Consider the following 23,425-nt stretch of genomic DNA (forward strand, 5'->3'; position numbering starts at 1 on the left):
AGAGCGCGTGAGGCGAACCGGAAGGCGCGCTGCGCGCGCTCGATTCGTCAAATCGAATGCAAGTCCTGCGCGATGGCCGATGCGGGCAAGATTCGAGGCGAGTTTTTCAACACAATCGACTGATTGCCGACGTTCACTTCCGAGCATCGAATGGCCGCTTGGGTACGTGAAGCGGACCTGCACGACGACCGGAGAGGTCACCCCAAGTTGCGCGGGCCCAGCGCCGCACCTCACCACATGCTGCAATGGAGCGGTGCAGAGCGAGCGTCGCGCTCGTGGCGCGGAGTCGGCGTCAGATTTCGGTTTGCTCTGAAATCTCCAACGCATCATCCACTTCGATGCCGAGGTAGCGCACGGTCGATTCGAGCTTCGAATGGCCCAGCAGAAGCTGAACCGCGCGCAAGTTTTTTGGTCCTTCGGTAGATCAGCGTCGCCTTCGTCCGTCACACGGAGTGCGCGCCGTAGTCTGCCGGGTCAAGACCGAGCTCGACTACCCAGTGTTCAAGAATACGCGCGTACTGGCGCGTGCCGAAATGTGGGGAGCTGTGGATGCGACTCGGAAACAGGAAGTCTTCGGATTTCAGCCCAGGAAGCTTGATCCACTTCAGGAGGGCCTCACGAGTGCCGTGCGTGATCTCGAACTGCACCGGACGCTGCGTCTTGTGCATCACGACAGCGCGCGAAGCGACCTGGTCGCCGTGACGGACGTCGCGCACCTTGAGTGAAACAAGATCACAGCCGCGAAGCTTGCTGTCGATTCCCAGATTGAACAGTGCGAGTTCGCGCATCCGATCTTCCACTTGGAAGCGGACTCGGAGCGCCCATATGTCCTTGGGTTTGAAGGGCGCCTTCTGACCGACGATCTTTCCCTTGTTCCACGGTTCACGACGCAACGTTGGCTTCTGATCCCATGATGGTCTCCCATCGAGTCGAGGGACTAGAAAGAATGCACGTCGTGGGGGTTGGTGTCCAACGCTATGCTTGCGCCCGAAATCGCCCCTCACGCGAACGTCCGCGCTTGGCGGCCAGCCGCTTTGCATTTCGGCCAGGAGCGGACGTCCATGCCTGCGGCAGAATCCGGCCAGGAGCCGAACTCGACGCGGACCGTCTTGTGAAAGGCGGGTCGGCACATACGGGGTTCCGAGTCCCGCCAGCCAATGCGTGCTCCCCGCACAGATACCATTCCGGCGACGCACTTTCCCCTCACAGCACATCGACTCGACGACATGCGTTCCGCCATTTACTACTTGTTGATGCTCTTACTCGGATTTGCCTGGTACAAGTGCGGGCAAAACTTACTTCGCAAGAAGCGTTGGGATGAGAACGGCGAACGCACCGAAGGACTTGTCGGGCCGGTGGGATTGCTGGTGACTGCCTGCGTGGCCTGCTACCTCTTGTTTGAGTTTTTTCGCGCGTTGGTTCGGGGGGAGGTGCCATGCGTCGGCAAAGCTTGCCGGATGCAGGTCTATACCCTGGCAGCAGATGCTGGTGATTACTGGGCCAACATGTTCTTCCTTGCTTGGCTGGTGCTTGGCCTGAGCTATGCGGCGTACGTGACGCTCAAGATTTGGTTCCGAGCTTAGAGCTGCCGGAGGCAGTGAGGCTCGGTCGCGTGGTGAGCATGCGGCCGGTCGCGGAGGTGACGCGCCCGGCTCGGATCGGCCAACTCCGAACGTTCAGTCTCGTGCCAAGTCGCTCGCGGCGAGCGAAACGCGGCCACGCCCAGCTCTCGTGGCGCGCGAGCTCACCCACACCCTCTAAAGGAAGCCCTCCATGCCCGAGACCAACAAGGTAAATGGAGCCGCCTCATACTTTCGGTTCATCGAAAAGACCTACGGCGAGTCAATTGAGCATTGGATGGATATTCTGGAGAAGCTGGGTCCGTTGAACATATGGAACTCGTCAACAGCCTGAAAGCCCAGCACCAAGTCGGACACGGGCATGCGAACGCTTTGGTGGCGGCGTTCCTTGCAACTAAGTAGCGCGCCGACCGCGCCATGAAACCTGACCGTTGCGTTGCCGGCCCCGACCAGCCGCCGCCGGCCAAAAGCGGCCGTCGCGGTCCGAGCACCGCGCCTTCCTAACCAGTCGTACGTTCCAACTTTCCTCGCGTCGCTCACACCATCAATGGACCGCTACCCCGACCTTTCTTAGCTCGCGTCATTCTTTCAGACGGCGAGCGTGCCGTCAGCGATTCCTCCGCGTCATGGCCGCCTACTTGAATACCTTGGATACAGGCCAGACAGGAGACATCGGTTTGCTGCCAGGAGCTCACCACGTTGTCGTGAACCAGAACTACGCCGTACCCGGTAGCTCAGCATCCAACCAGGGCGCCAACGGCGTTACCACCAGCGGCCACTCACGCAGTTCGCATAATCGTCATCCCAGGTCACTGGGCGATAAGCGTGACCACCTCGCCATTTGAATTTCGCTTGTAGTAGAGCACGTTATCTTTTAGACGCACATCATTGCAGCTGTTTTCAAGCGTCTTGCGCATGTCCTGACACAGCTTGTCTCCATCGACGCGCACCTTTCCATCAAGAATGCCGCCCTGATAAGAAAGCTGGTAGGCATAGTCAGCACCAAAATCCATGGTCCACGTATATCCGTCCGCTTTCTTGCCAACGAACTTCTTGCCGGCAAGCCCTTTGAGCGACTCGGCAGTGACCGGTGTGGCGTCAGGAGGGAAGTCTTTCGGCTGTGCGCAGGCAAATCCTGCTGACAGCGTCGTTGCAAACAAGGCGGCTGAACGCAAGCCTGCCAGCGAACGAAGAAAGACTCTGGAGCACTTTTGAGAAGCTGACATGGCGGCACTCCTTGCGAATAACTTACGAGATTAAGGCAATCGCAAACCGCGCGCTTCCTTAAAACTGATTACAAGGAACTTGTTTTCTCAAGCTTCTCTGGTGCGGGTGGAGCCGTACAGGGACTAACAAACATCCCGTTGACGCGTGCTATTCAGCTGCCACGCCATGTCTCGCTGAAGTTCGCTGTCCATGCGATGCGCTACACAGAGGGTTCTAGCAGTGCATTTTCGCCTTGCCAATGCGCCCTGGAGCGAGGACGCATGCGCTTGAAGCTCCAAGGCGGGCTTCAACCGGGCAGCTGCGCCGAACTTCCGTGGGTTCGGAACCAGCTCAGCACGTCGCGTGAATTCTTCGAATGAACGTACGCTCGCCGACAACCTCGGTTTCCACTATCGCCGTCGCGCGGCACGGCGTGCGGGTTGCTCGATAGCTGTACTTTGCCTCAAACCGGTTGGCCGCAATTGGCCGGAGCGACTCCACGGTTAGCGGCTCGCGTAGTGAACCGTAAAAACGAGAAATCCGTTCTTCGCGAAAGGCAGGGAAGTCGCGCCTGCCGGGCGCCACGGCGCTCGCCGCGGCTCTTCCGTCACCCGAGGCCAGCGCGCGATAGAACCCCCACACAACAGCCAATGCGTCGGCCTCTTTCACCCTAGCGTTGCCATCATTTTCGTCGGCCGAAGGCACGAGGACATCGATGGCCTCTGCTCGGTCTTGAATTCGGGACGCCCCGGATAACGAGTCGACAGCCTGCAGAGGCGACGGCGCTAGCGACGGCAAAGTGGACACCGTAGGCGGAATATTTTCAGGCGAGGAAGGCGACGCGACCAGCAGCCGTGCCGGACTCACAGCGGTCATCGAAGCCACCCAGCCAAAGAAGGCAGCGCACATCGCCAACAGTACTGCGGGCAGCCAGAGTGGAAAGCTGACAGGGGTAGAGGTTGGCCTGACAGCCGCATTACTGGCGGCTCCCCTAGATGCATCCAACTCTCTGCGTCGCATGGTCTCAAGTGCGGAAGGGGCAGTCGCAACGAACGAGGGCAGGCGCTTCAAGCAGCCGCTGCAGAACATTGCATCACCTCGATTCAGGCGTCCGCACGAGGTGCAGGTTGCAGGAATGGAAGGTTGCATTAACCCACGCTAGGTGATGTGCTTTCGCGATTTTGTAGGCGGACGTCTATCCAGAAGGTCGCTTTGTGCGATGGGCCTGCCCCGATTCGCAACTCGTCTCAGCAACGTTCATCGGGTGAACGTGCTGGCTGCAGCCGACGCCCCCGAGACACGGACGGGACTGCTCCTGTCGGGCAGAATTCGGTCAGAATCGCACGTTCCCCAGCGGGGCGGAATCTCTAAGTCTTACAGCGGATGCCGTCGATGATGTTCCACGTATCGCACGAAGCTTGCGGCGCACAGGACAACCAGCCCGGTCCGCTGAGCGGATAGAGCGGCAGGCTCGAGATGAGACGGTTTAGCGGACAGGCGGGAAGGCGGGAAGGCGGGAAGGCGGGAAGGCAGTGGCCGACCGACCGACCGCCCATTCGTTCCGATGATTAACTTCTTGCCTTCCCACAAGTTCCCTCTTCGGCGTGACAAGCAAGCAACCGCAGCGTGACGAAATTTCATCTTGCGACGGAGCCGTTCGTACGACGAGGGCTCGGCCGTCAACCTCTTTGACCTCAAGCCGGCCGTCACGGCGCCGGCCATACATCGCTGCGATAGAGGAGGAAGCGCAGGCCGCTACTCAAGGAACTCAGGTCGTCCGTCCTGGCTCCAGTACGGCGCAGTCTTCTCGGCCATACCTCAGCTGGTGTGATGCCTGTGCGCTCTTCTCATACTTCTGTCTGTCCCACTGGTCGAAGCGCGCCAAGTGCGTCGTCTGCGGCAGCAGGTCGACGTTGCTGCGAGTATTTGTCCAATCCCCAATACAAAAAGAACGAGACCACAAGGACTATTGCGAGGTAGAGGGTTGGAGATTCGAGTGAAGCACGCTTCAGGAGAAAGAACACTGGGATGTGGGCCACGTACATCGGATAGGAGATGTCGCCAAGCAGTCGCAGCGTTGTCGAGCTGCCCGCACTCGATGCAGGCGCGGACGTAACCCGTTTGAATACCCATAGTACGACGACTAATGTGAAGGCCTGAAAGGCATAGCTGTCGACTCCGCTTTGAAGAAATTCGTCAACCATGCCGCGCTTCCAGCTAGATGCGAACTGAATAGCAGTAGCAAGCAGGATGTGCAGCGTGAACATCCAACCGACTTCTTTCAGGATGGAAAGAGAATTCTCCGGCTCTCGCGCGAGCCGAAGGCCCGCCAACCAGATGAAGGACAGTAACAAGAGGTTAAGGCCGTAGCCCACCCCGGCGAAGTAATCCCAATGGAAAAGCGTGCGGCCGCAGGTGTATGCCAGGTAAGCTCCGAATGACACAGTCATTAGCACGCGCAGCGTCGGAGCCCGAAGCTTGAAGAGGAATGGAGTCAAGCAGTACAGCCAAACCTCCAGAGCCAAGGTCCAAGCCGGCCCCACAAAGGACTCGGTGGTCAGAATCTGGTTCAGAAAGAGGACATTGACCAAGACCAGCCAAGCCGACGGGAACGTACCATGCTCAAGCGCCAATACGACACAGGTCAGCGCAATTGCCGCAATATAGACCGGATATATTCGGAGCGCCCGCCGCCAGAGAAACCCCTCAGCCTCCTTCGAGTAGGAAGCTCCGATGGAGTAGCCGCTGACGAGGAGGAAGCCCAGTATCGCCTCGAAAGCCCCGAACTTCGGGACGAATTCCCAGGTGCCGATTGGTACGAACTCGGGCAGATGATTCACGGCAACGATGAACGCGAGGATGAACCTCAGGCCAGCGAGGGCACTCCATTTTTGGATATTCATTCTTGGGATAGCGATTGATGAATTTGCGGGCTCACCGGGAGTGGATGACGTCCCGGTGCGCTGCACGAATCCGTGCACAGCAGGGAGGAAGATTGGTTAGGATTCGCCGAGAGTTGCGACCTATTGCGTGACCTTAGCCCGCAGGAATTCGAATACGGATGTCTTGCCACGCGCAGTCACCTCGAAGCGAACCAGGTCGTCAGGCTTCGGATACGGGTCGCAGCAGGTTTTGAGAACAAGGTCGCCGGTCACGATTTGCATCGGCTCGACAGTGTTGGCCTGAAGAATATTGCTCGCGTACTGCTCCTGGTTCTTCGCGTCGTAGGCAATTTGCTGGATGCCTAGTGCCGTGACGCCACCCACCGCGGCGCCTGCGAGCAATCCGGACGCTGGGTCGTAGACCGTTGTCCTGTTGCTACCACCAAAGGTCGTGATGCCGCGCCGGCCGCTCACGTACCCTGAGTAGTTCGACGTATACGTTTGGCGGGACGCGCTGTAAGCCGCTGCGCCTGCTGCCAATCCTCCGACGATGGCCATCGCAATCTGCTTGGCCTGCCGCTCGGAGTGAATTTCTGCGATGCGCTCGGTGTACGTATAAATCGGAACGGGTTGCCCGCGGAAGAAAGCCTTCACGTTGTCCGTCGTGAAGTTGATGGGCTCGCTTGAGTTGTTCGCAAAGCCGATGGTGAACGTCGGCTGTGTCACGCCTTGTGCCTTGAAGGTGGCGTACATGAACACTTCTTGTTGGTCGTCTTTCTCGGACACGGTGGCTACCCCTTGCGCGTAGCGGACAGACTGACCCGTCATCGCCGGCTTGGCGGAGTAGGTGACCAGCGTGCTGCAGCCACTTAGCACCAGCAAAGTCACTGCAGCGACCAGTCCTTTGAAGGTGATGCCCCATCGGCAGGAGACCGTCATACTCATTCCTCGTTGTTGTTTTTGAGTACTTATTGTTACCTGTTGAACTTGGGGGCAGGCAGGTAATAAGTCGCTTTTCTGATGAAAAAAGCATTACTTGGCGCCCTCCTCAGAAACACCCACACGCCCCTGAGCCTGAGCAACCCGTCAAGGCTTTCCGAGCGTCTGGCCGCGATGGGTGTCGATATGCACAGGCAAGGTCCTGCTTGCGTAGGTCAACAGCCGTCGGCCAGACGCCGGCACTTGGCTAGCTGTGAAGCTCCAATAGTTTGCACCCGGGGTTCATCTGGATTGGGTTTGAAAGGCTGGAAGTCTCCAAACCCCCAATCCACTCAGAAGGCCAACCGGATGAACACCCATAAGCATGCCCGACTCACCTTTGCCAGCGGACTCGAGATGGTCAAGCAGAGGACGCTGTGAGGCCTAAATGCCGCGCGAGCCGCAACAGCGTACTGCGTCACTTCGCCAAGAGCCAGGAAGTGACTCGGTAGCTAGCCGTCGTGGCTTTCCCGGTGTCCGGTGCCGACTTGCGCATTCACGCAGACGACTCATGAACTTCCGCTATCGCGGCCATCTGAGGGTCGGCTTAGGGCCCAAGCGGAGGTTCACGTTTCCCGTAAGCCGCCGTTCGACAGCACTAGCACCGGTCAGCCAAGCAGGCTCCGCCGGTCCACCGTCCGAACCGTTGCAGGTATTCGGGGAAGGCACGCGCGGCAAGCCGAAGAAGTTCGAACTCTTCATCTGGCAAGGACAACGCCGCTGGATCAAAGTGGCAAATGGTCCCCAACACCCGGCCAGTTGTGCTCACGACAGGGGCCGAACGGTAGGAGTTGATGACGCCTTGGTACGGATTCCTCCATGGAGCTGCTCGTCTACGGCTGAATTGTTTGTGCGGGACTGGCAGAAGGTTTCTTCGTAGGGGCGCCAGCCAGATGACCGGGGCAGGGTTCGTTCAGCTTGTTCACGAGAGCAATGTTCACCAGGTGCCCCGTCGGGTGCAAGCCGGTAGACGGCGCTGTAGCGCTGCGGTACGTGCTGGTTACGCACGGTTAGGGCCGCCACCCTGCCGCCACTCTTGAACGGTGCTGCCATCCTGCCGATGGTCCCGTCCATGGTCTCGAATTAGATCAGACGATCCTATCGAAGTCTCTCACGCTCGCGCGCCTAGCCACCGATCACCAGGGTCGACGCGGTGTTCGTAGCGGGGTGGTGTTTTTTGTACCGGCTCACCGAGAGCCCCACCAGCGCTTAAGCGCCAGGCCCACCCACGAACGCTTGACCCTTCTAAAGAGTTCGGAGTTGTCTGGGCTTGTCTCCACAGGCTCCAGTGCCATCCCGCAAATCGGACAACTGCTAAGGCGCCAATGGCATACCTCGATATGCACGGGGCAGGTGTATTCAGCCTCCTCATGGGTAGCACTGCGCGTCTCAAAACCGTGGTGGCGCGGTTTGTTGCTGGGCTTCATCTTTCTCTCGGGTGAATTGGTCTTTGGATTGCGCCCTAACGCAACTTAGGACCGGCACTGCACTCACCTACAGCAGCGTCGTCGTCGTGCTGCCGACGACAAGCTGCCGGATCCGCGAATGCCCGTAGGCCCGCATCACCAGCAGCGATGCATCGTCTGCGCGATGACGTCGGGCAGCACTCTCCTTCGGGTGCCCTTTCCTCACCATCGCGTTCGCAGCAAATCGAGCCGCGCGGAGCACCACAACGATGCCGGCGAGGAGATCCCCAAGTGTTGGACAGCCAGTCTTATGGAAGACAGAAGCATGAGAAATACAGACAGCGCTGAAACGACCGGTCGTCTGAGAACGAAACTGGGGAGATGGCGCCGCGACGGTCTGTTGCGGTGCGATGTCAGGAAGACAGGGGCGAGGATGTCGCCGCGCGCGAGAACTATGGCGTGGCGAGAGCCCCCGGGCGGTCGGTCGGGGTGGCTTTTGTCTTACAGATAAGTCGCGACGAGTATGGGAGTCTGTGAAAGATTCACAGATCAAAAGCCCTTATGCAACCTGAGCCGGCAATCTTCGTCAAGGTATCGCGCGACCCCGTTGCCAAACAGATGCCCACCCGGCTCGCCACCGTTGCGGCTTCCTCCCCCTACTGCCTGTCCTCGGTCCTGCGCGTGGTGAAGCGCAGGATGGACGTCATTGGCGCCCTGTTTTTTTCAATTTGTTCGCTCCGGTTGTTTGCTGGTGGCAGTCGCCGTGTGACTCGGCTCCGGCGGTCCGGTGCACTACTGGCAGCCCTGCCTTGGACAAAACGGTCGAAGTTTTCGCTTCTACAAGTTTCGCTCGATGGTCCGCGGCGTCGACAGGGTGTTGGCGCGACACTTGGAGCTTGACGCGCAAGCAGTGGGAGACCTTCCAGAGCTCGACAACGATCCACGCACCACCCCGGTAGGCCGGTTCATCCGCAAGTCGCGTCTGGACGAATTACCGCAGTTCTTTAACATGCTCAAGCGCGACATGAGCCTCGTCGGTCCACACCCTGCATGGTGCGTCAGCATAGAATCTACGGCTTCCACTGGCCGCACCACTGCCAGATGCGGACGGGCATCACCGGCTTGTGGCAGGTGAGCAGCCGTAACGGTCCTACGCAGAGCGAGTGCAGTCGATGTCCGTTATGCCTCGGAGCGGTCGATCTGAATCGATCTAAAGAATCCTAGCGCGCACAGTATGGGATGTGCTCAGCGGCGGGGGCTCCTCGTGAGCCGCTCAGAGCACAGCCGCGGGCGGCATGCGCCGCCCTATCTCGACTCTCCCTTCATCAATCGAATTAATGGCCCCGCAACGTTTCTCGCTTTCTGCTCTGGCCGCTGCGCATTGTAAAAGCGGCAGTATTACCTCCCAGGAGATCGTCCGCTTTCCGCCAAGCGCAGGTCTAGACAGCTTCGACTGGCAGGTAGGCATCGCCACGATCTCTCTCGAGGGGCCGTTTCCGGTCGTCTCGGGCGCAGACCACACGGTCATGTTGCTCGACGGTGAGGGCGTGCGCCTGCGCGCCCCTGGCTTTGACCAGCTGCTCGACACCCCACACATGCCTTTGTGTTTCGACGGCGACACCGCCATGACCTGCAGCATGCTGGGTGGCCGTTCCATCCATTTGAATCTGATGGTGCGGCGCGCCGGTGGGCGCGGTACCTTGCGCGTGTTATCGGATCCCGCAACGCTTGAGCGAAGCGCCCACGGCCTCCTGATGACCTTAGATGGCCATTTTCGGGTGGGTGGGGGCACGCTAAAGCGAGGTGAGGGAGTCTGGTGGACCGAAGAGCCGCATAGTTGGAAGATCAAGCCCGCCAGCCGGGGCGCCCGCCTTGTGATGGTGCAATGGCACCCGGCCGACCAAGCGTCTGCACCCGAAGGTTCGATGGCCGAGCTGAAGCCCATCATTCCGAGCCAAGTAATGCCTGGGAAGTAGGTCTGAAGCCGTGCCATGTCAGCTCAGCGCAGCACTTTCTCCTCGTGATCGCCCTACACTAATCGTTCCTTTTTATCAACTGTGGCGCCCCATCAATCGCACTCTTCCAGCAAGTCGGCGTGCTCAAGCTCAAGGCCTCGAAGCGCGCCAGCGTGCGGTCGACGCGATCCAGCAAGGTCTGGAAGCTCTCAGCCCCGGGGACGTCGCAGAACGCTGGGTCGGCAAGCCCCCAGAACGACTCGATGTGCGAAAGCCGTGCCTGGCGCCCCGTCCCGTTCCAGCGGCTGGACTCCAGACAGGTGAACTCTTCCATCGGAAGGATCTCGACCGGCACATCGGATGGGTGAGAAGCGGTTATCGCGACGTGGCCAACGCCGACGGTCCAGGAAAAGAACACCGACAACAGTGAATCGACGTAGTGCAAGAAGATTAATGCGCCATCTTCTTGGCGCGCGCGCCGTTGAACATGAACGTCAGGATGCCGTTGCGCGCGATCACGATGTGCGCAGCATAGGAGGCGGCGGTTACAGCGGCAACCAGAACCAGGAACTCGGGCCACACCTGCAGGCCCGCCGGCTCAAGCCACATGAAGAACAGGTTGAAGAGCGGAAAGTGGACCAAATACATCGTGAACGATGCGTCCACCAGCTTGCGCACCCGGCGGCTCGGGCGATCCAGCAGGAGGCAGCAAAGCGTGATCGTCGCGCGCGTCAGGCCGATCGCGACTATCGTCAGCGCCAAGAAGCGAGTGATGTTGACCAGCGGCCCGCTCCAGCTCGTGAGGAGCACGAACGCGAGAGGTACGAGCGCGGCGATAAGACCGAGCAGGGAGCAGGTGCTCATGAACTTCAACACCTTCGGGTTGAACCGCATGGCCGCGCCGAGCAGCACGAACGGCATGTATCCAATGGCTGGCGGCAGAGTGGCGTGCAGCACGAAGAAGTGGGGCATGCGCGTGCTTAGCAGAGAGCCGGTGCCGCCGATGCCAGCGGCCAGCAGCAGGAGCGCCGCGATGCCAGCCACCGGATGCCAGACCACCCAGTTGATGAGGCGCTCGAACCAGCGCAGCAGCGGCGTGGCCTTCATTAGGGCCAGGGCAGCGAACATGACCAGCAGTGTCGGCAGGAACCACAGGTGAGCCAGCCAATGATGGCCCAGGGTGCGGGCGAGCGCGACGCCATCGTCTTGGGTCAGCAGAGAGATTGGGTTGAGCAGCAGCGCGGCGGCCACCAGCGGCACACCCAGCTTGACGAAGCGCCCGCTGAGCCAGGACGCCGAATCCTTGCGCTCGAGCATTAGCATGGCAAAGTAGCCGGCCAGCAGGAAGAACGCGGGCATTCGGAAAGTGTGGCTCGCCTGGGCGAGGTAGTCCAGGACCAGACTGGTCTCAGGGGATGTGGCGAACGCCCATGAATTCCCGCGCTGGTAGATGAGGGCGATGTGGTACGGGATGCCGAGGAACATCAGCAGTGCTCGTGCTGCGTCCAAGTAATAGATCCGGCCGGTCGATTGCATGCGTCCTTTTAGTTATTTATACGATCGATGCATGGGAACAAGATAGCCGCCTAGCGAAATGAATTTTTCCCATACAGCCAACGACCCCGGGCGCCGCTGGCACCCGCCGATTGGACGATGACCATCGACTCAGAAAAGCGAGGCGAGTCGGGCTACTTCTTTGCGGACGTTCAACGTGACTGCGTGCCAGTCTGCCGTTTGGCCATCGCGGGGGTCGCGTCAGAGCAGGAAGCGCACCGCCGACTGGCAGTCAGTGCACGGCTTTGGATTCAAAATTACCCGTCTCGACCGCACTCCGGCACAACTCAATTCGGCACGCTGAAGTAGCTAACGGGTGATCTCTCAAGTGAAGTGTGCCTGATGGTGATGCCGAAGAAAGTGACCTTGAAGCTTCAAACTCAACCTTGCTTTCCCTCAAGTATGCAATTTCCCTGCTTCTTGCGCCGTAGGCCGAGGTCTAAAGGGAGGATGGTTTTCGACCTACCAGCAAAAGGGAACAGCATCGCTGTGCTGATCTTTGAGGCCAAATCTTCATGGATGCAACCTCTGACCTTATGACCGGAGCGCTCAAGAGCGGTGGCTTGTCCGCGGCCCTGAAGGTGCTGAACGCGCGTGTCGCGCCGCGCAGGCCCGCGGTGTACCGGCTCGCGCCCGACGGGCATCTGGTCAATGTCGCGCTGGTGGGCAGCTCGGCGAGGTTTTGCCCCTCTTACCTGCTTTCGATTCCCTCGACGTGAGCTTCTACCACTACAGGTTTGACCCGCTTGGCGGCACCAACGTTGTTGCCCCTTGAGCTGCCTCGGCAATGCCCGCTGCCGGTATTTATTGCATCGAGCAATGATTTGCACGCAAGGCAGAGTTGATGGCCACCGTGCGTTGCTGGTCAGGATTGATGACCTCGGGCGGCTGCCACTGCCAGTTGAATAGCGCGCCTCGATTGATCGGCGCTCGTTGATCGGGCGCGCGCAGTACTGACCACGCTCGAAACAATCCGCCTGCGGCGCCGTCGTCGCCCGATTTCTCGCGCCTTGAGCTTGCTGCACCTGCAGCTCGGAGGGCGCATCTGCGACCGATTGCATGCGCTTGATCAGCGCGTTGTATTGACCGCAATGGGCGCTCGCCCAGAAAGTGGGCCCGTTGTAGGCATTGCAGAAAGAGCGTCGCCGCATCCGCAGGGTGAGCGAGCACGAAGAGCAGCGAAGTGAAAAAGCGGCCCATGCAAACCTTAGCAACCTCTGGTGGCGCACTTTCCTACCTTTGGTTACACGAGCTAACGAAAGCCATCTTTGGGCTACAGAACTAAGTCACGCTCTGGCTGGCGAATTCGGCGTGCAGGTCAACGCCTCGTCGTCTCTTTGGGCAGGGCGTCAAACTCGGACACTATGGGGTCGGAGCTCCACACCGGGTCGGAGGCTTCTAGCTGCGCGGTCAGCCAGGCATTGAGGCCCTTGATGGTGCGGAGGATGAAGCCGGCCTCGGGGACTGCCGGGCCGCTCAGCGGCGGATGCTGCGCCTGTGACATTTATGAACATTATGCAGTTTCGATACAAGAAGTGTCCACTGTTTCGTGAACCGCTTATGTGACTTGTCACTGAAGGGCCTGTAATATTCGGTTACTACAATGGGGTTACATTTTGACCGTCCCCAAGCGGCGGCGCGGTGTTTTCTCGACTTGGACATCCATGAATCGCAGTTTCGGCCTGGACTTGGCACGCGACTTCCGGCGCAGCCTTGTCGAACGCGGGCAGGCCTCCATCACCCTGACAGTCGACGACGCCACGAGCACGCTGCTGCGCGACCTCGCCCAGGTCCCAGCAGCACGACCAGTCGGTCGGCGCAATCGTGAAGGCCGGCGCGCTCATCGTGCGCAGCGAACTGGCACGACGCGAGGGCGCTGCGACTTGACCGCGGCGGTCCAAGAGGCACCGGCCCCGATCGGCGCGCCTCCGGCCGCCGCTACTTCATCTGACGCGCTTGCGCAGCACGCTGAGCACCGTCTTGTGCGCCGCGCGATGGACCACGGCGCCGGCGTGCAGTGGATCCACCTGCAGCGGATGCCCGATCGGGCAGCAGCCGCGCGCCAGCAATGCACCCCAGGCCCGCTGCGCCAGGCTCACGAGCGTCTGCGGTCGTGCCTACGATGCGGGCGCTGCGAACTGCGCGTGGTTCAGCAGCCTCGAGGGGGCTTATCGCCAGCGCTAGACGGCCGGAGGTTCATCACCTCGAAGTTGGCTCCGCAACCGGCCCTCTAGGCAAGACCCCAGTTCATACACGGCCCAATGAAAGAAGCCGACTCTTTAGGACTCGAGCGATCGAATACTTGATCTTCCATGTCCGTCCCCACTTTGGCTTATTGAACCGGCCATAGTGCCCGTGCCAGAAAGCCGTCTGATACGAAGCCCAAAGCGAATAGCCGCGGTGAAGCCAGCGTCCAGTCAGGTCCCAGGGCTTCGGCGAACCCGAGAAATGAATGATGGCGTTGTCTATGTCCTTCGGTCGCTTCAGTGAGGCTGGCCATTCGGTGTTGTAACGCACGGGAAGGTGCACGAATGTCCCACTAACGTAGGCATTTAGAACCGTCTGGTCGTGCGAAATGAGATCGTCACGGTGATCACGCGCAAAACTGCGCCATGTCCGCGAAGCGTCGCGCCGCCGGCATTCATCCAGGTCGAACAGCACGACGCCGGAATTGAAGTAGGGCGTGTTTGCCGGCAGGCCGATGCGGTCCATGAGGAAATGCTGGTCGATCGTCCATTCAATCGTGCAACCGAACACCGCTGCCATGGTTTCACCGCGGAAGATGACTTCCTGCTCCAGCTCGAGCACGTCGAGTCGGACGGCAAGATCGGCATCGAGGTACAGCGCGCGGTGTGCGCGTATGCGCTCGGGGATAAGCAGGCGGCCGTAGACCGTGCGGTCACCATGCAGAGACCGCAACTCCCCAAACTCCTTCTCCGCATCAAAGTCAAGAAAACTGATTTCACCTCCAAAGTTCTCACCCGCCATCAGCCTATGGACATGTTCCTTGTCCTGTACGGTCAACCCTGAGCATAAAAAGTGGAGATGCAGAGTCTCGGGCTTGCTGCAGTGCCGGACCAACGAAACCAGCGTGACGCCGAGGCCTTCCATACCCAACGGGTTGACATTGAAGACGATGTCCATGAAATTTATTCTTGAAGTCGTAAGGATGCTAGCGATTGTTCATGCTTTCTCTGCCGTTTAGGAGGGAACTGTTGCTAGAGTTCACAGAAATATGCACGCCTCAGTGGCGGCACTGTCCATTCTTCTTGAAGGTTTCCTCAAACTCGTTCAGTGCGGAGGCCCATCAGGTTGCCCATCTCGCCTTCTTCGGCGGCGGCGGCTCCGGGGTGACCAGCATCATGGCAGCAGGGTACTGCCGCATGAAGTCCTTTGACTCCGACGCGGGCGCATCGAGCCAGGCCTCGTACAACCCCTCGGGCATGATCACCACCATGCGCCTTGTCCTGCGTCTCGGGCGGGCGCGTCGGGTCGGGCCAGTGCATGTGCTTTATCAGGTCGTGATCGTCGGCGTCAGCATCGTGAAGGTGTTGACCTATCCGGGCGACTTTCACGGTTGGCAGAGGCCGGCCCCGCCCAAGGTGCTGCCGTCAGCCGCAGTGAACCTGGTGGGGATGTGCCGGTGCGCCAGTCGGGCTCGCAGATCGCCCCGCAAGGCACGATGAAGTGCCTGGCCTTTCCCGATGTCCATTTGAAGCTGGCGAGCGTGGCGACCATCTCAAAACGGGCGTTGTACGTGCGGGAACCGTACTTCACCTCCTTCGCGAAGCCAGGCAGCAGACCGAACCTCGCCTTTATAACCTTTACGTCTGGCCCAGCCTCGTCGCCAGATTCGCGCTCAGGCGGCCGGCGCAGAATCGGCGCGAACTGTGTGTGGGATTGATTCGGAGTCCACCGCCACCGCGCGGCGGCCACCACCCGGGCGGCAGTTTGATCCCGGAGCGCTTCTCGTAGAACACTCGGCGTTTCGCTGCTTGGTAATTTCTGCACATCAAGGCGATTCTGCCGGTGGCGGACCGGCTCGCGACGCCCATCCGCCACGCGCTGTACGCATGCCATGGCGCAGGACATGCGTACGGCGAACGTCTTCTGCGTGCGACGCGCGGAGGCACGAAAGGGCGCCGGCCCGCCAACTTTTTCACGCTTCCGAGGATTGATCTAAGGGTACAGCGTTGGGCTCTGCCCTCCGATGAGCACTTTAGACCTACGCTTCGGCATGGCTTACAAATTCAAGCAATCAGCTCTTAGAACCTTGCGGAGTTTTGAGGGCATGAACGTGGCGGATAACCTGGCGCTGGTGATCACAGCGGCGGCGGTCGCCTTTGTGGCGTTTATGGCTAGCTCGCCCTGAGCGACCAATCGCCCGCTTTGCGAACCGAGAACAGGAAGCGCCTCCTGTTTGCACTTGATATGCCACCCGGGGCCCTTATACGGCGAGATGAACCGCTGGTATCCGCCGATGGCAGCTAACGCAAAGGTCTTATGTCGCTAGCGGGAGGTACGTTCTGAAGGTCTGGTCCTGGCTGGTTCTGGCCGCATTCGGCCGCATGCCGAGGCTGTAACGGGTGTCGAGGTCCGGCAGGCTACTTGGAGCGCCCGCGACCTATGAGGCCCCACGCAAGGCCAGCAACCCAACCGATGCCCACCAACCATGCCCCGGTCTGAGCGGTGTCGATGTCGCCCGGTGCCGCCCAGTGGACCAAAGCCGCGAGCGCCAATCCGGCAAGGGCGCGAAGAATAGACCGTGGTGAGACGAGAGCATCAAGCACCTAGGAGGTATGGGCAAATGTCCGGTTCTGGCCGGATCCGGAGGTCTACGGTGGGCGCTTCAGTGTCTGCAACCGCTGCACAGCAGACCTAGTGATCGGCGCGCCGTCTCAAGAAGTCGAGCACCGTTTGGTTGAACTCCTGCGCCTTCTCGAAATACGCGGAGTGCGCGGCCTTGCAACCAGGGCCGGCGCGCTGTGCCTTCCGGTCCAGGCGCGTAACGTAGGCGTGGCTCGTTCGGCGGGTGCCGAGTTGATGCTCGCGCGCGGGGCGCGCTGGCTTGCTTTCACGGACGCAGACACGCTGGTGTCGCCCGACTGGCTGGCGGATCAGCTTGCGCTCGATGCGGATGCTGTTTGCGGCACCGTCGAAGTCAGCGACTGGTCGCCTCACGAGGAGCACGCCCAGCTCCTGTCGCGCCACTTCGCCGAGACCTACTGCGACGCAGACGACCATCGCCACATACACGGGGCCAATCTGGGCATCTCTGCCGAGGCCTATCGGCGCGCTGGTGGCTTCCGACCCTTCGCCTCCAGTGAGGACGTAGAGCTGGTCGCCTCCCTTGAGCGCATTGGAGCGAAAATCAGCTGGAGCGCCCGCCCTCGTGTGTGTACGAGTGCTCGCCGCGTGGCGCGCGCGCCGGGTGGCTTCGCCGACGCGCTGATTCAGGCAGTCGCTCAGCGCCTGCAGGGGCTTACTTCCGCCGCCGCCTGAATCATGAACTGGCTCGATCTTGTTCAGTGGCCCGCCTTCGCCGCCTCGCTGGCCGCCGCTTATCTCGTAGGCTCTAATGCAAAGGGGCGCCGCAATACGGGTTTCTGGGTTTTTTTGCTGAGCAATGTGCTCTGGGTCGTCTGGGGCATCTACACACAAGCTTGGGCGTTGATCGCCCTGCAGGTGGGATTAGCTGCGTTGAACGTGCGCGGCCTTTTTATGACGGAGCAACCCTCTAAGAGGTAGCACACCTGTTCGGGCGCGATTAGCCTCAATGCTTGGTCGAAATTCTTCAAAGAGGACGCGATCAAAGCCTCACACATCAGCGTAATGGAATGGAGCGGGGACTACCTTCATAGGCATAGGCGCCAAGAAAGAAGCTCGATTCCACCAGCGCTTGGGAAAAGCAACTGCCACGGGGGTCAGTTGCCAGCTCGAAAGGTGAGAATTGCTGATCTACTCGAGCTGACTTCCGATGAATCTGCACCCTACCATCAATAACCCCGGAGGCCCGCTAGCTCCGGCAGACTGGACGATGACACTGGGCTCAGAACGGGTAGGGGAAGCCATGCACTACTTTGGCGATGTGCAACGTGACGGAGCGCAGATTTGCCGCTTGTCAATCATCGGTGCTGAATCTGAACAAGATGCTCACCGTCGCCTGGCGCTTAAAGCACGCCTTTGGATCGAGGACTACCTATCGCGTCCTCATTCTGGCAATACAGGGTTTAGTCCTCTTATGTAACGCGTGCTCTGCGCGACTATTTTGGCTTGCTCGCGCGCTACAGAGCAAATTTTTCAACTCTGCTTCACGCGTTGTCCCGCTTCGGATCCCTTACTGTCTCCAGCGCTTGGCGGAGATGAATCGGGAAGACGCGCGATGCAAGCCGCAGGAGCTCGAAATCTTCGTCGGGTAGCGGCAGCGCCCCCTTGTCGAAATGACAGATAGTGCCCTTGACCCTTCCGTCGACGCTCATGAAAGGCGCGGCGTGGTACGAGTTCACCAGGCCTTGGTATGGGTGCCCGTCGAGGCGTTTGTCCTCGGCGGAGTTGCTCGTCCGGAAACCATCTTCGTGCTTCATGGCGAACTGGCAGAAGCTCACGTCCCGGTGCACTGAAAGCAGGAAGGACGGACAGGGCTTGCCCTGCTTATCCACGAACGCGACGATGACCAGGTAGTCGTCTGGTGCCATGCGATACACCGCGCTGTAGCGATGCGGTACCCGATCGTTTAGCACCTTCAGCGCGCCTACCAGGTCGTCGCGCTTAAGCGCTTCGGTCATCTTGTCGTAGGTCGAATCCATGGTTGGGCTCCATCGGCTTGACGAACGTCATTTCCGGGCATTGTAGGAGTCCTCTTACGTTCGATTTGCGCCTTCAAGCCTTTGATGGCATAGGAATTTCCCCGATGCCATCCAGCCTGCGATTGCTCAAAGGACTGATGCACTTTGACATCAACTCCAAGCCGAAGCCCTCTGCGCAGCCTCAGGGCGCGCTGGATCGCGCTGCGATCGGCGGTTTAAGCCAGCGTCCTGGGGCACACAAGTGGGCGAGCTACCGCTCACCAGAAAGAGTGTTTCGATGCATCCCAGTGGCGGCGGACGTAGGTATTGGATTGCGCCGCTGGGAGGTCACGGCTCGCGTCTTCAGGGCAAGTTTGAGCACTCGCGGGGCGCCAAGGATGAGCAACCTAAAGGCCTCGTCAACTTCTAAGGAACGCAAAATGGCAGACAACAATGACAAGCCCGCAGCTACTGGAACGGGTGCCGTCGTGGGCGGTGCAGTCGGGGGCGTTGCCGGTGGAGCCGCTGCAGGTGCCGCAGTCGGAGGAATGACCGGTCCGGTCGGCGCCCTCGTCGGGGCTGCCGTGGGTGCTGTGGCGGGAGCGGTGGCAGGACGGAGCATGAAGACCGATCCAGTCGCTGAAGACACCTACTGGAAGGAAAACTACTCCAGCCGCCCGTACATCACGCCTGGCTCAACCTACGACGACTACGGTCCGGCTTATCGCCATGGGGTAGACGCCTACTCGCGCAACCCAAATCGCTCCTTCGACGACGTCGAGCCTGAACTGAGCCGCGACTGGGGTACGACCCGCGGCAAGTCGAAGCTGGAATGGGAACACGCCAAGCACGCCACTCGCGATGCATGGGAGCGTGCCGGCAACGCAGTGGAGCGTGCCATCCCGGGTGACTCGGACCGAGACGGCCGCTAAGCAGCCCTTGCATCTCCATAGGCCCGCCACTGAAAGGTGGCGGGCCTTTTCTTTTGGCCCGCGGCGCGACCGTGAAGTCATCAGCGCCTGGATACCAAATGTCCGCGAAGAACTTATCCAGATCCACAAGCTCCATCTCGTCCAACGAGTCGAATCGATACTAGTTCAGCATTGCTGCTTCTTGGGTCCAAAGGGATTGAGCCTTCAAGCCTATTTAGGCCGTCACGGCGGCCGAAAGTGTTCTATGCGGCAGATGCTTCTCGATCCATTGGAGCGTCGCGTCAGGCCGTGGCGGCTCCCAGAGATCAGGATCGTCAGGCAGCATCAGCTTCATGACGATCCGCATGCCCTCCGACTTTCGATGCTCGGCCGCACGGCGGCCGTGAATTTCATCCAGCGCACTTCTCATTGCTTCGGCTGCAGTCAACGAAGGCACGTGACCGTAATGGGTGCCGATCCGCCCGAGCAGCTCATGCGCCTCAAGCCCCAGGACGCTGTACTGCGATCGGCGCATGTCGAAGAAGTCGACAAACGCTGGCGTTCCTCTTGCTGGCAAGTTGGAGGCATTGAAATTTGACGCGAGCGCATCCGCAGACGCCTGCACCTTGAACGCCAGTTCTAGCACCGCGCCGAGCAGTTCTGACGACAGCCTCCGGCTGACATCGTGCTCGGCCAGGTCAAGCTGTGGCATCGCAATTCTCGGCAGCGCGATGCGCGAGCTTTTCCGCACGTTGATCGCAACCACCGCGCACTCCTCGATGAAAGCCTCCAGGGCAGGAACCATGCGTCGCGCGACTTCGCCGCCGTCGCCCTTCTTTTGTCCCCGGCGCAGGAACCGCTCGATGAGCGACGAAGCAGCCACACCAAAGGCTACGCCAGCGCAGCCGGCTAGCAGACACAATTCCAGTGTGCTCAGATTCATGTCGGCCTCGCTGGCTCAGTACCGAGTTGACCAATAGAGCTGATCGTTGATAAAGATTTCGACTACGCGTGGCGACAGCGGCGGCGCCATGGTGACGATCTTCTCGAACACGGACAACGACGTCGAGGACTCGGAACCTACCAGACTGACAGTCAGCGTGCCTACGACTGCGGCAAGGCCGACGTGAAGCGCTCCAGCAGCCTCAAGAAGCAAGACGGCGACTTCGATTTCGCCTATCCGCTGCAGATCATCGGATGGGCGCGCGGCGATTGCATCGACGCGATCACCCAGGCGCTGGGCGCCGACCTGGTGCCGATCAAGTCGGCGTGCTTCTTCTGCCCTGCATCGAAGCACTGGGAGTTGTTCTGGCTCGCTGCCCATCAACCCGAGCTGATGGACGACGCGCTCGTCCTGGAGCGCAACGCGCTCACCGGCCGGCATAGTCGCTTCGATGAGGTCGACTTCGGCACGTCATGGGAAGACCTCGTGCGCAACGGCGAGAGCTTGCCCAGCAGCAACACGACGGTAGGCCTTGGCCGCAGCTTCGCCTGGAACCAATGGGCGCGCGTCAAAGACGTGGTCGACGAAAACTTCAAAGTCCGGCGCTCCGACAAGCGCCGATTCATCGCGATCGCCGATGCGATGCGCGGCCCAGACAACGCGCTCGATCGCCGTGCGGCAAAAGTCCGGGTTGCGGCATGAGCGCGTCGCCCCTCAACACCGACACCAAGGAGAATGCACCGATGCACAGCCAGTACTACCCCGAGGACTTCGAGCCAGCCGGCTTCTTCCAGCGTAACCGCTAGTGCGCCCCTGCGATCACAACCGCATTCGTGGCTCCAGTGGTGAGGGGCGTGCAGGCCGTGTTCCCCGCGCTGGCCGCGCTCCTGCCCGATGGCGTCTTGCTCATGCTGTTCTTCTCAGGGAGCTTTCTGACCTGGCGCGCGGCCTTCTGGACCGACACACGCTCGTCGCGCATCGTGCGCTGGGTGGCGCCGGCGTTGCCGCTCGCGCTCATGGCCGCAGGGGCTTTTCTCAGCTCGACGACGGTCGTCGGCTGAAAAAAGAAGAGCCGATGCCACTGCATCGGCTCTTAGGTCGACAGAAAGCTCCAGCCGTTGCCGGCGTGCAACGACCGGAGTAGCGTGAAAACACGAAACCTGCAGCGCTCTTCAGCGCGTAAGCCGTCGTACAGGTTGAAGGGTCAGTGCCCCCTGGTAGCGCGGTTCATGCCGACTGGATCAGAAGCAAGGGTGGGAGCGCATATGCTCGACAACGAACTCGGTCTTTCCAAACCGGGTACGGCTGTACGCACGCACATGCACATCCTTGGGGTCGTGACACATGGCCAAGCCTCCTTCAGACGAAGGGTTGACGGGATGTTCTCCTTGCGCCACCTACTGCCGGACCTGTAGAGTCCTAAGCAGTGTTGCTAGACACGTGGTTGCAAAGTGCGGTTCGACCCGTATTCACCGACCAGAGGACAGCCCGTTTGGATCTGCGTCAACAGATCCAGCGGGCTTTTCTCATTCAGCTCCCTGACTCCCTGTAGGGAGGTAAGGAAAAGGAATCTCGAATCAGCATAAAGGAAAGAACGCACCCGCATGTGGTGTGTTCATCCAGAACAACAGCGTGTCATCAAGTTCCATCTTGAACCATGAACGTTTGATGCCTGCCGAATTCGCTGAGGTCGCAACCTTAGCCGGCAAGCAGCATCGGCCGCCGCCGTAAAATCGAAAGCTTTTGCGACATTTCCCCCTCTGACAACGGCCTGTGCCGGTGTCCAGGCCGCCGCCGAGTAGATCGCGGTCAAGGGCCGCAGATGGTCGGTGATGGTGAGCTTCACTTTCACGACAATCCATGAATCCAGGTGCCATGGCTTGCAGTCCAGGCTATGCCTGTTCGTGAAGCTCGCGTGTTCCTGCAGTCCTTCTACATCCCCAGCGGACGATTCCCTCAAAGCGCGCAAGCAAGACAAAGGCATGGGTGGCTTGCTGTTTCCCTTCAACGTAGCACGTCGTTCTCGCGGTCAAGGCCTGCGAGCGCGCCAAGGCGCGCTCTTGCGTCCTGCGGCCGTCGACGAGCCCTGACAGCTGCGCTGCGCCGTGCAGGTGCCGGTACCGGGCAATCCCGCCCGATTCCAGGAGCCGACCATGTCGCAGTTTTCCCTCTCGTTCGAAACCGCAGTTGATACCTCTGTCCTCATGGCGCGTGACGCAACCGGACAGTACCGACCAGCCGCCGCATCTGAGGTGCTCCAGGCTGCACAGGATCTCCTCGGCAACCAGCTGCGCGGCGAAATCGTCTTCGACTCGCCAAAGCTCGTTCAGGACTTCCTCAAGGCCAAGCTGAGCACTCTGGAACACAAGGTCTTCTCCGTGCTGATGCTGGACTCGCAGCATCGACTCATTGAATACGTGAAGCTGCTCCGCGGCACGGTGTCACAGACGTCTGTTTATCCCCGCGAGGTCATCAAGGAATCGCTGGCGCGCAACGCTGCAGCGCTGATCCTTGTTCACAACCACCCTTCGGGCCAAGCGACTCCATCGCGAGCCGATGAGATGCTGACGCAGACGCTCAAGACCGCACTCTCCATGGTCGATGTGCGTGTGCTCGATCACATGATCGTTGCCGGGAATACGATCCAGACGAAGCACTGCGCGCGGTCGTTCTGATGGCAGCGCCGCGCTGGCCGGCAGAGGCATGACCGCCGTTATCTACAACTGCACGACGTGCAAGACCGGCCGGCGCGTGGTCTATCCGCACGGACGCAGAAGCGCGCCGTATCGCATCGCCAACGATGGCGCGCGGATTCTCCCGGGCCAGGCGTTCGGTGGTGATGGCAAGCGCACGGGCGATGCCGTTTGTGGATGCGGCCGCTTCATGTCGTGGGGCGTGCTGGACGCAACCAGGCGCGACGAGGTCCGCTGCGACGCGCGATGCACGAACGCGCGCGGCCATAAATGCGATGCTCATGCGGCGGAGAAAACCACGGGGAGGGTGGCAAGTCGGCGCGCGTGGCCTTTTCACAAACGCCGCTGCTTAAACGAACGAGGAGCTATTTTTTCGGCGGACGCGCTCATCGCGCGTCCCGAAGTGCTATGCCGTGGCGTCGGCATAGAAGATTGCTGATTCGCTAGGCAGTGCGTCGGCAGGCCATGCGGATCAACAACTTGGCGGTTTCACAGCCGCGATTTCCACATAGTTATCCACCGCAATGTGGGA

At 60.2% G+C, this 23,425-nt stretch carries 26 protein-coding genes and 4 pseudogenes; 15 read left to right on the forward strand and 15 right to left on the reverse strand.

What is annotated here, in order from left to right:
* Positions 1-292: 292 nt before the first annotated feature.
* Positions 293-893, reverse strand: a pseudogene (locus ACSFA0_RS25455) (tyrosine-type recombinase/integrase).
* A 333-nt stretch (positions 894-1,226) separates the two neighbouring features.
* Between ACSFA0_RS25455 and ACSFA0_RS25460 the strand changes: the two are divergent.
* Positions 1,227-1,583: a hypothetical protein gene (locus ACSFA0_RS25460; protein WP_435453057.1), complete on the forward strand. Its 357-nt coding sequence runs from the start codon at positions 1,227-1,229 to the stop codon at positions 1,581-1,583.
* A gap of 190 nt (positions 1,584-1,773) precedes the next feature.
* Positions 1,774-1,982, forward strand: a pseudogene (locus ACSFA0_RS25465) (DUF4287 domain-containing protein).
* Positions 1,983-2,389: 407 nt separating this feature from the next.
* Here the strand turns inward: ACSFA0_RS25465 and ACSFA0_RS25470 are convergent.
* The 4 genes from ACSFA0_RS25470 to ACSFA0_RS25485 form a co-directional block, all read right to left on the reverse strand.
* Complete coding sequence (locus ACSFA0_RS25470; RefSeq protein ID WP_435453058.1) at positions 2,390-2,806, reverse strand: hypothetical protein; 417 nt, start codon at positions 2,804-2,806, stop codon at positions 2,390-2,392.
* A 331-nt stretch (positions 2,807-3,137) separates the two neighbouring features.
* Complete coding sequence (locus tag ACSFA0_RS25475) at positions 3,138-3,491, reverse strand: hypothetical protein (protein WP_435453059.1); 354 nt, start codon at positions 3,489-3,491, stop codon at positions 3,138-3,140.
* Between the two features lie 1,142 nt (positions 3,492-4,633).
* Positions 4,634-5,689: an acyltransferase family protein gene (locus ACSFA0_RS25480; RefSeq protein WP_435453060.1), complete on the reverse strand. Its 1,056-nt coding sequence runs from the start codon at positions 5,687-5,689 to the stop codon at positions 4,634-4,636.
* Positions 5,690-5,809: 120 nt separating this feature from the next.
* Positions 5,810-6,607, reverse strand: a complete 798-nt coding sequence (locus tag ACSFA0_RS25485; RefSeq protein WP_435453061.1) for a hypothetical protein — start codon at positions 6,605-6,607, stop codon at positions 5,810-5,812.
* A gap of 348 nt (positions 6,608-6,955) precedes the next feature.
* Here ACSFA0_RS25485 and ACSFA0_RS25490 point away from each other — a divergent pair.
* Positions 6,956-7,087: pseudogene (locus ACSFA0_RS25490) on the forward strand (IS481 family transposase); the annotation flags it as partial.
* 746 nt (positions 7,088-7,833) lie between these two features.
* Here the strand turns inward: ACSFA0_RS25490 and ACSFA0_RS26605 are convergent.
* Positions 7,834-8,073, reverse strand: a complete 240-nt coding sequence (locus ACSFA0_RS26605; RefSeq protein ID WP_475539787.1) for a heavy metal-binding domain-containing protein — start codon at positions 8,071-8,073, stop codon at positions 7,834-7,836.
* A gap of 67 nt (positions 8,074-8,140) precedes the next feature.
* On the reverse strand, positions 8,141-8,317 hold the full coding sequence (locus ACSFA0_RS25495; protein WP_435453062.1) for a universal stress protein: 177 nt from the start codon (positions 8,315-8,317) through the stop codon (positions 8,141-8,143).
* Positions 8,318-8,839: 522 nt separating this feature from the next.
* On the opposite strand from ACSFA0_RS25495, the gene ACSFA0_RS25500 reads away from it, so the two are divergent.
* Together ACSFA0_RS25500 and ACSFA0_RS25505 are read left to right on the forward strand one after the other, a co-directional pair.
* Positions 8,840-9,187 (forward strand): sugar transferase, encoded by a 348-nt coding sequence (locus ACSFA0_RS25500; RefSeq protein ID WP_435453063.1) that lies wholly within the window; start codon positions 8,840-8,842, stop codon positions 9,185-9,187.
* A 202-nt stretch (positions 9,188-9,389) separates the two neighbouring features.
* Positions 9,390-10,028, forward strand: coding sequence for a HutD/Ves family protein (locus ACSFA0_RS25505; RefSeq protein ID WP_435453064.1), 639 nt, complete (start codon positions 9,390-9,392; stop codon positions 10,026-10,028).
* Between the two features lie 58 nt (positions 10,029-10,086).
* Here the strand turns inward: ACSFA0_RS25505 and ACSFA0_RS25510 are convergent, their stop codons facing one another.
* Both ACSFA0_RS25510 and ACSFA0_RS25515 read right to left on the reverse strand, forming a co-directional pair.
* Complete coding sequence (locus ACSFA0_RS25510; protein WP_435453065.1) at positions 10,087-10,452, reverse strand: hypothetical protein; 366 nt, start codon at positions 10,450-10,452, stop codon at positions 10,087-10,089.
* A 5-nt stretch (positions 10,453-10,457) separates the two neighbouring features.
* Positions 10,458-11,543, reverse strand: coding sequence for an acyltransferase family protein (locus tag ACSFA0_RS25515; protein WP_435453066.1), 1,086 nt, complete (start codon positions 11,541-11,543; stop codon positions 10,458-10,460).
* Positions 11,544-12,097: 554 nt separating this feature from the next.
* Here ACSFA0_RS25515 and ACSFA0_RS25520 point away from each other — a divergent pair.
* The gene (locus ACSFA0_RS25520; RefSeq protein WP_435453067.1) at positions 12,098-12,280 is read left to right on the forward strand and encodes a hypothetical protein; all 183 of its coding nucleotides are present in this window, start codon (positions 12,098-12,100) and stop codon (positions 12,278-12,280) included.
* A 599-nt stretch (positions 12,281-12,879) separates the two neighbouring features.
* On the opposite strand, the gene ACSFA0_RS25525 is transcribed toward ACSFA0_RS25520, so the two are convergent.
* From ACSFA0_RS25525 to ACSFA0_RS25535, 3 genes are all read right to left on the reverse strand, one after another.
* Positions 12,880-13,065 carry a hypothetical protein gene (locus ACSFA0_RS25525; protein ID WP_435453068.1) on the reverse strand — a complete coding sequence of 62 codons (186 nt, stop codon included), beginning with the start codon at positions 13,063-13,065 and terminating at the stop codon, positions 12,880-12,882.
* A 439-nt stretch (positions 13,066-13,504) separates the two neighbouring features.
* Positions 13,505-13,660, reverse strand: a complete 156-nt coding sequence (locus tag ACSFA0_RS25530; protein ID WP_435453069.1) for a hypothetical protein — start codon at positions 13,658-13,660, stop codon at positions 13,505-13,507.
* 148 nt (positions 13,661-13,808) lie between these two features.
* A complete protein-coding gene (locus tag ACSFA0_RS25535; protein ID WP_435453070.1) occupies positions 13,809-14,705 on the reverse strand; it encodes a glycosyltransferase family 8 protein in 897 nt (298 codons plus the stop codon).
* A gap of 41 nt (positions 14,706-14,746) precedes the next feature.
* Here ACSFA0_RS25535 and ACSFA0_RS25540 point away from each other — a divergent pair, with 41 nt between their 5' ends.
* Positions 14,747-15,247 carry a hypothetical protein gene (locus ACSFA0_RS25540; RefSeq protein ID WP_435453138.1) on the forward strand — a complete coding sequence of 167 codons (501 nt, stop codon included), beginning with the start codon at positions 14,747-14,749 and terminating at the stop codon, positions 15,245-15,247.
* Between the two features lie 43 nt (positions 15,248-15,290).
* Here the strand turns inward: ACSFA0_RS25540 and ACSFA0_RS25545 are convergent.
* Positions 15,291-15,653: pseudogene (locus ACSFA0_RS25545) on the reverse strand (hypothetical protein); the annotation flags it as partial.
* 145 nt (positions 15,654-15,798) lie between these two features.
* Between ACSFA0_RS25545 and ACSFA0_RS25550 the strand changes: the two are divergent.
* The 3 genes from ACSFA0_RS25550 (at position 15,799) to ACSFA0_RS25560 (ending at position 17,309) form a co-directional block, all read left to right on the forward strand.
* Entirely contained in the window at positions 15,799-15,933 is a 135-nt protein-coding gene (locus tag ACSFA0_RS25550; RefSeq protein WP_435453071.1) for a hypothetical protein, read from the forward strand.
* A gap of 509 nt (positions 15,934-16,442) precedes the next feature.
* Positions 16,443-17,063 carry a glycosyltransferase family 2 protein gene (locus tag ACSFA0_RS25555; RefSeq protein ID WP_435453072.1) on the forward strand — a complete coding sequence of 207 codons (621 nt, stop codon included), beginning with the start codon at positions 16,443-16,445 and terminating at the stop codon, positions 17,061-17,063.
* Positions 17,064-17,066: 3 nt separating this feature from the next.
* The gene (locus ACSFA0_RS25560) at positions 17,067-17,309 is read left to right on the forward strand and encodes a hypothetical protein (RefSeq protein WP_435453073.1); all 243 of its coding nucleotides are present in this window, start codon (positions 17,067-17,069) and stop codon (positions 17,307-17,309) included.
* 563 nt (positions 17,310-17,872) lie between these two features.
* On the opposite strand, the gene ACSFA0_RS25565 is transcribed toward ACSFA0_RS25560, so the two are convergent.
* Positions 17,873-18,367: a GAF domain-containing protein gene (locus tag ACSFA0_RS25565; RefSeq protein WP_435453074.1), complete on the reverse strand. Its 495-nt coding sequence runs from the start codon at positions 18,365-18,367 to the stop codon at positions 17,873-17,875.
* Between the two features lie 599 nt (positions 18,368-18,966).
* Between ACSFA0_RS25565 and ACSFA0_RS25570 the strand changes: the two genes are divergently transcribed.
* Positions 18,967-19,278 carry a hypothetical protein gene (locus tag ACSFA0_RS25570; protein WP_435453139.1) on the forward strand — a complete coding sequence of 104 codons (312 nt, stop codon included), beginning with the start codon at positions 18,967-18,969 and terminating at the stop codon, positions 19,276-19,278.
* Between the two features lie 214 nt (positions 19,279-19,492).
* Here ACSFA0_RS25570 and ACSFA0_RS25575 read toward each other — a convergent pair whose 3' ends face one another.
* Positions 19,493-20,200: a hypothetical protein gene (locus ACSFA0_RS25575; protein WP_435453075.1), complete on the reverse strand. Its 708-nt coding sequence runs from the start codon at positions 20,198-20,200 to the stop codon at positions 19,493-19,495.
* A 183-nt stretch (positions 20,201-20,383) separates the two neighbouring features.
* Here ACSFA0_RS25575 and ACSFA0_RS25580 point away from each other — a divergent pair, with 183 nt between their 5' ends.
* From ACSFA0_RS25580 to ACSFA0_RS25595, 4 genes are all read left to right on the forward strand, one after another.
* Positions 20,384-20,902, forward strand: coding sequence for a hypothetical protein (locus tag ACSFA0_RS25580; protein WP_435453076.1), 519 nt, complete (start codon positions 20,384-20,386; stop codon positions 20,900-20,902).
* A 131-nt stretch (positions 20,903-21,033) separates the two neighbouring features.
* Entirely contained in the window at positions 21,034-21,261 is a 228-nt protein-coding gene (locus ACSFA0_RS25585; protein WP_435453077.1) for a hypothetical protein, read from the forward strand.
* A gap of 1,092 nt (positions 21,262-22,353) precedes the next feature.
* Positions 22,354-22,875, forward strand: coding sequence for a JAB domain-containing protein (locus ACSFA0_RS25590; protein ID WP_435453078.1), 522 nt, complete (start codon positions 22,354-22,356; stop codon positions 22,873-22,875).
* Between the two features lie 28 nt (positions 22,876-22,903).
* Positions 22,904-23,332: a hypothetical protein gene (locus tag ACSFA0_RS25595; RefSeq protein WP_435453079.1), complete on the forward strand. Its 429-nt coding sequence runs from the start codon at positions 22,904-22,906 to the stop codon at positions 23,330-23,332.
* The last annotated feature ends 93 nt before the right edge of the window (positions 23,333-23,425 follow it).

The organism is Variovorax restrictus, assembly GCF_051216715.1.
Taxonomy (GTDB): Bacteria; Pseudomonadota; Gammaproteobacteria; order Burkholderiales; family Burkholderiaceae_C; genus Variovorax.

Coding starts and splice junctions, on each gene's coding strand:
- ACSFA0_RS25460 (WP_435453057.1), top strand. CDS start 1,227: ATGCGTTCCGCCATTTACTACTTGTTGATGCTCTTACTCGGATTTGCC.
- ACSFA0_RS25470 (WP_435453058.1), bottom strand. CDS start 2,806: ATGTCAGCTTCTCAAAAGTGCTCCAGAGTCTTTCTTCGTTCGCTGGCA.
- ACSFA0_RS25480 (WP_435453060.1), bottom strand. CDS start 5,689: ATGAATATCCAAAAATGGAGTGCCCTCGCTGGCCTGAGGTTCATCCTC.
- ACSFA0_RS25485 (WP_435453061.1), bottom strand. CDS start 6,607: ATGACGGTCTCCTGCCGATGGGGCATCACCTTCAAAGGACTGGTCGCT.
- ACSFA0_RS26605 (WP_475539787.1), bottom strand. CDS start 8,073: ATGAAGCCCAGCAACAAACCGCGCCACCACGGTTTTGAGACGCGCAGT.
- ACSFA0_RS25505 (WP_435453064.1), top strand. CDS start 9,390: ATGGCCCCGCAACGTTTCTCGCTTTCTGCTCTGGCCGCTGCGCATTGT.
- ACSFA0_RS25515 (WP_435453066.1), bottom strand. CDS start 11,543: ATGCAATCGACCGGCCGGATCTATTACTTGGACGCAGCACGAGCACTG.
- ACSFA0_RS25520 (WP_435453067.1), top strand. CDS start 12,098: ATGACCGGAGCGCTCAAGAGCGGTGGCTTGTCCGCGGCCCTGAAGGTG.
- ACSFA0_RS25525 (WP_435453068.1), bottom strand. CDS start 13,065: ATGTCACAGGCGCAGCATCCGCCGCTGAGCGGCCCGGCAGTCCCCGAG.
- ACSFA0_RS25535 (WP_435453070.1), bottom strand. CDS start 14,705: ATGGACATCGTCTTCAATGTCAACCCGTTGGGTATGGAAGGCCTCGGC.
- ACSFA0_RS25540 (WP_435453138.1), top strand. CDS start 14,747: ATGCTTTCTCTGCCGTTTAGGAGGGAACTGTTGCTAGAGTTCACAGAA.
- ACSFA0_RS25550 (WP_435453071.1), top strand. CDS start 15,799: ATGGCTTACAAATTCAAGCAATCAGCTCTTAGAACCTTGCGGAGTTTT.
- ACSFA0_RS25560 (WP_435453073.1), top strand. CDS start 17,067: ATGAACTGGCTCGATCTTGTTCAGTGGCCCGCCTTCGCCGCCTCGCTG.
- ACSFA0_RS25565 (WP_435453074.1), bottom strand. CDS start 18,367: ATGGATTCGACCTACGACAAGATGACCGAAGCGCTTAAGCGCGACGAC.
- ACSFA0_RS25570 (WP_435453139.1), top strand. CDS start 18,967: ATGAAGACCGATCCAGTCGCTGAAGACACCTACTGGAAGGAAAACTAC.
- ACSFA0_RS25575 (WP_435453075.1), bottom strand. CDS start 20,200: ATGAATCTGAGCACACTGGAATTGTGTCTGCTAGCCGGCTGCGCTGGC.
- ACSFA0_RS25590 (WP_435453078.1), top strand. CDS start 22,354: ATGTCGCAGTTTTCCCTCTCGTTCGAAACCGCAGTTGATACCTCTGTC.
- ACSFA0_RS25595 (WP_435453079.1), top strand. CDS start 22,904: ATGACCGCCGTTATCTACAACTGCACGACGTGCAAGACCGGCCGGCGC.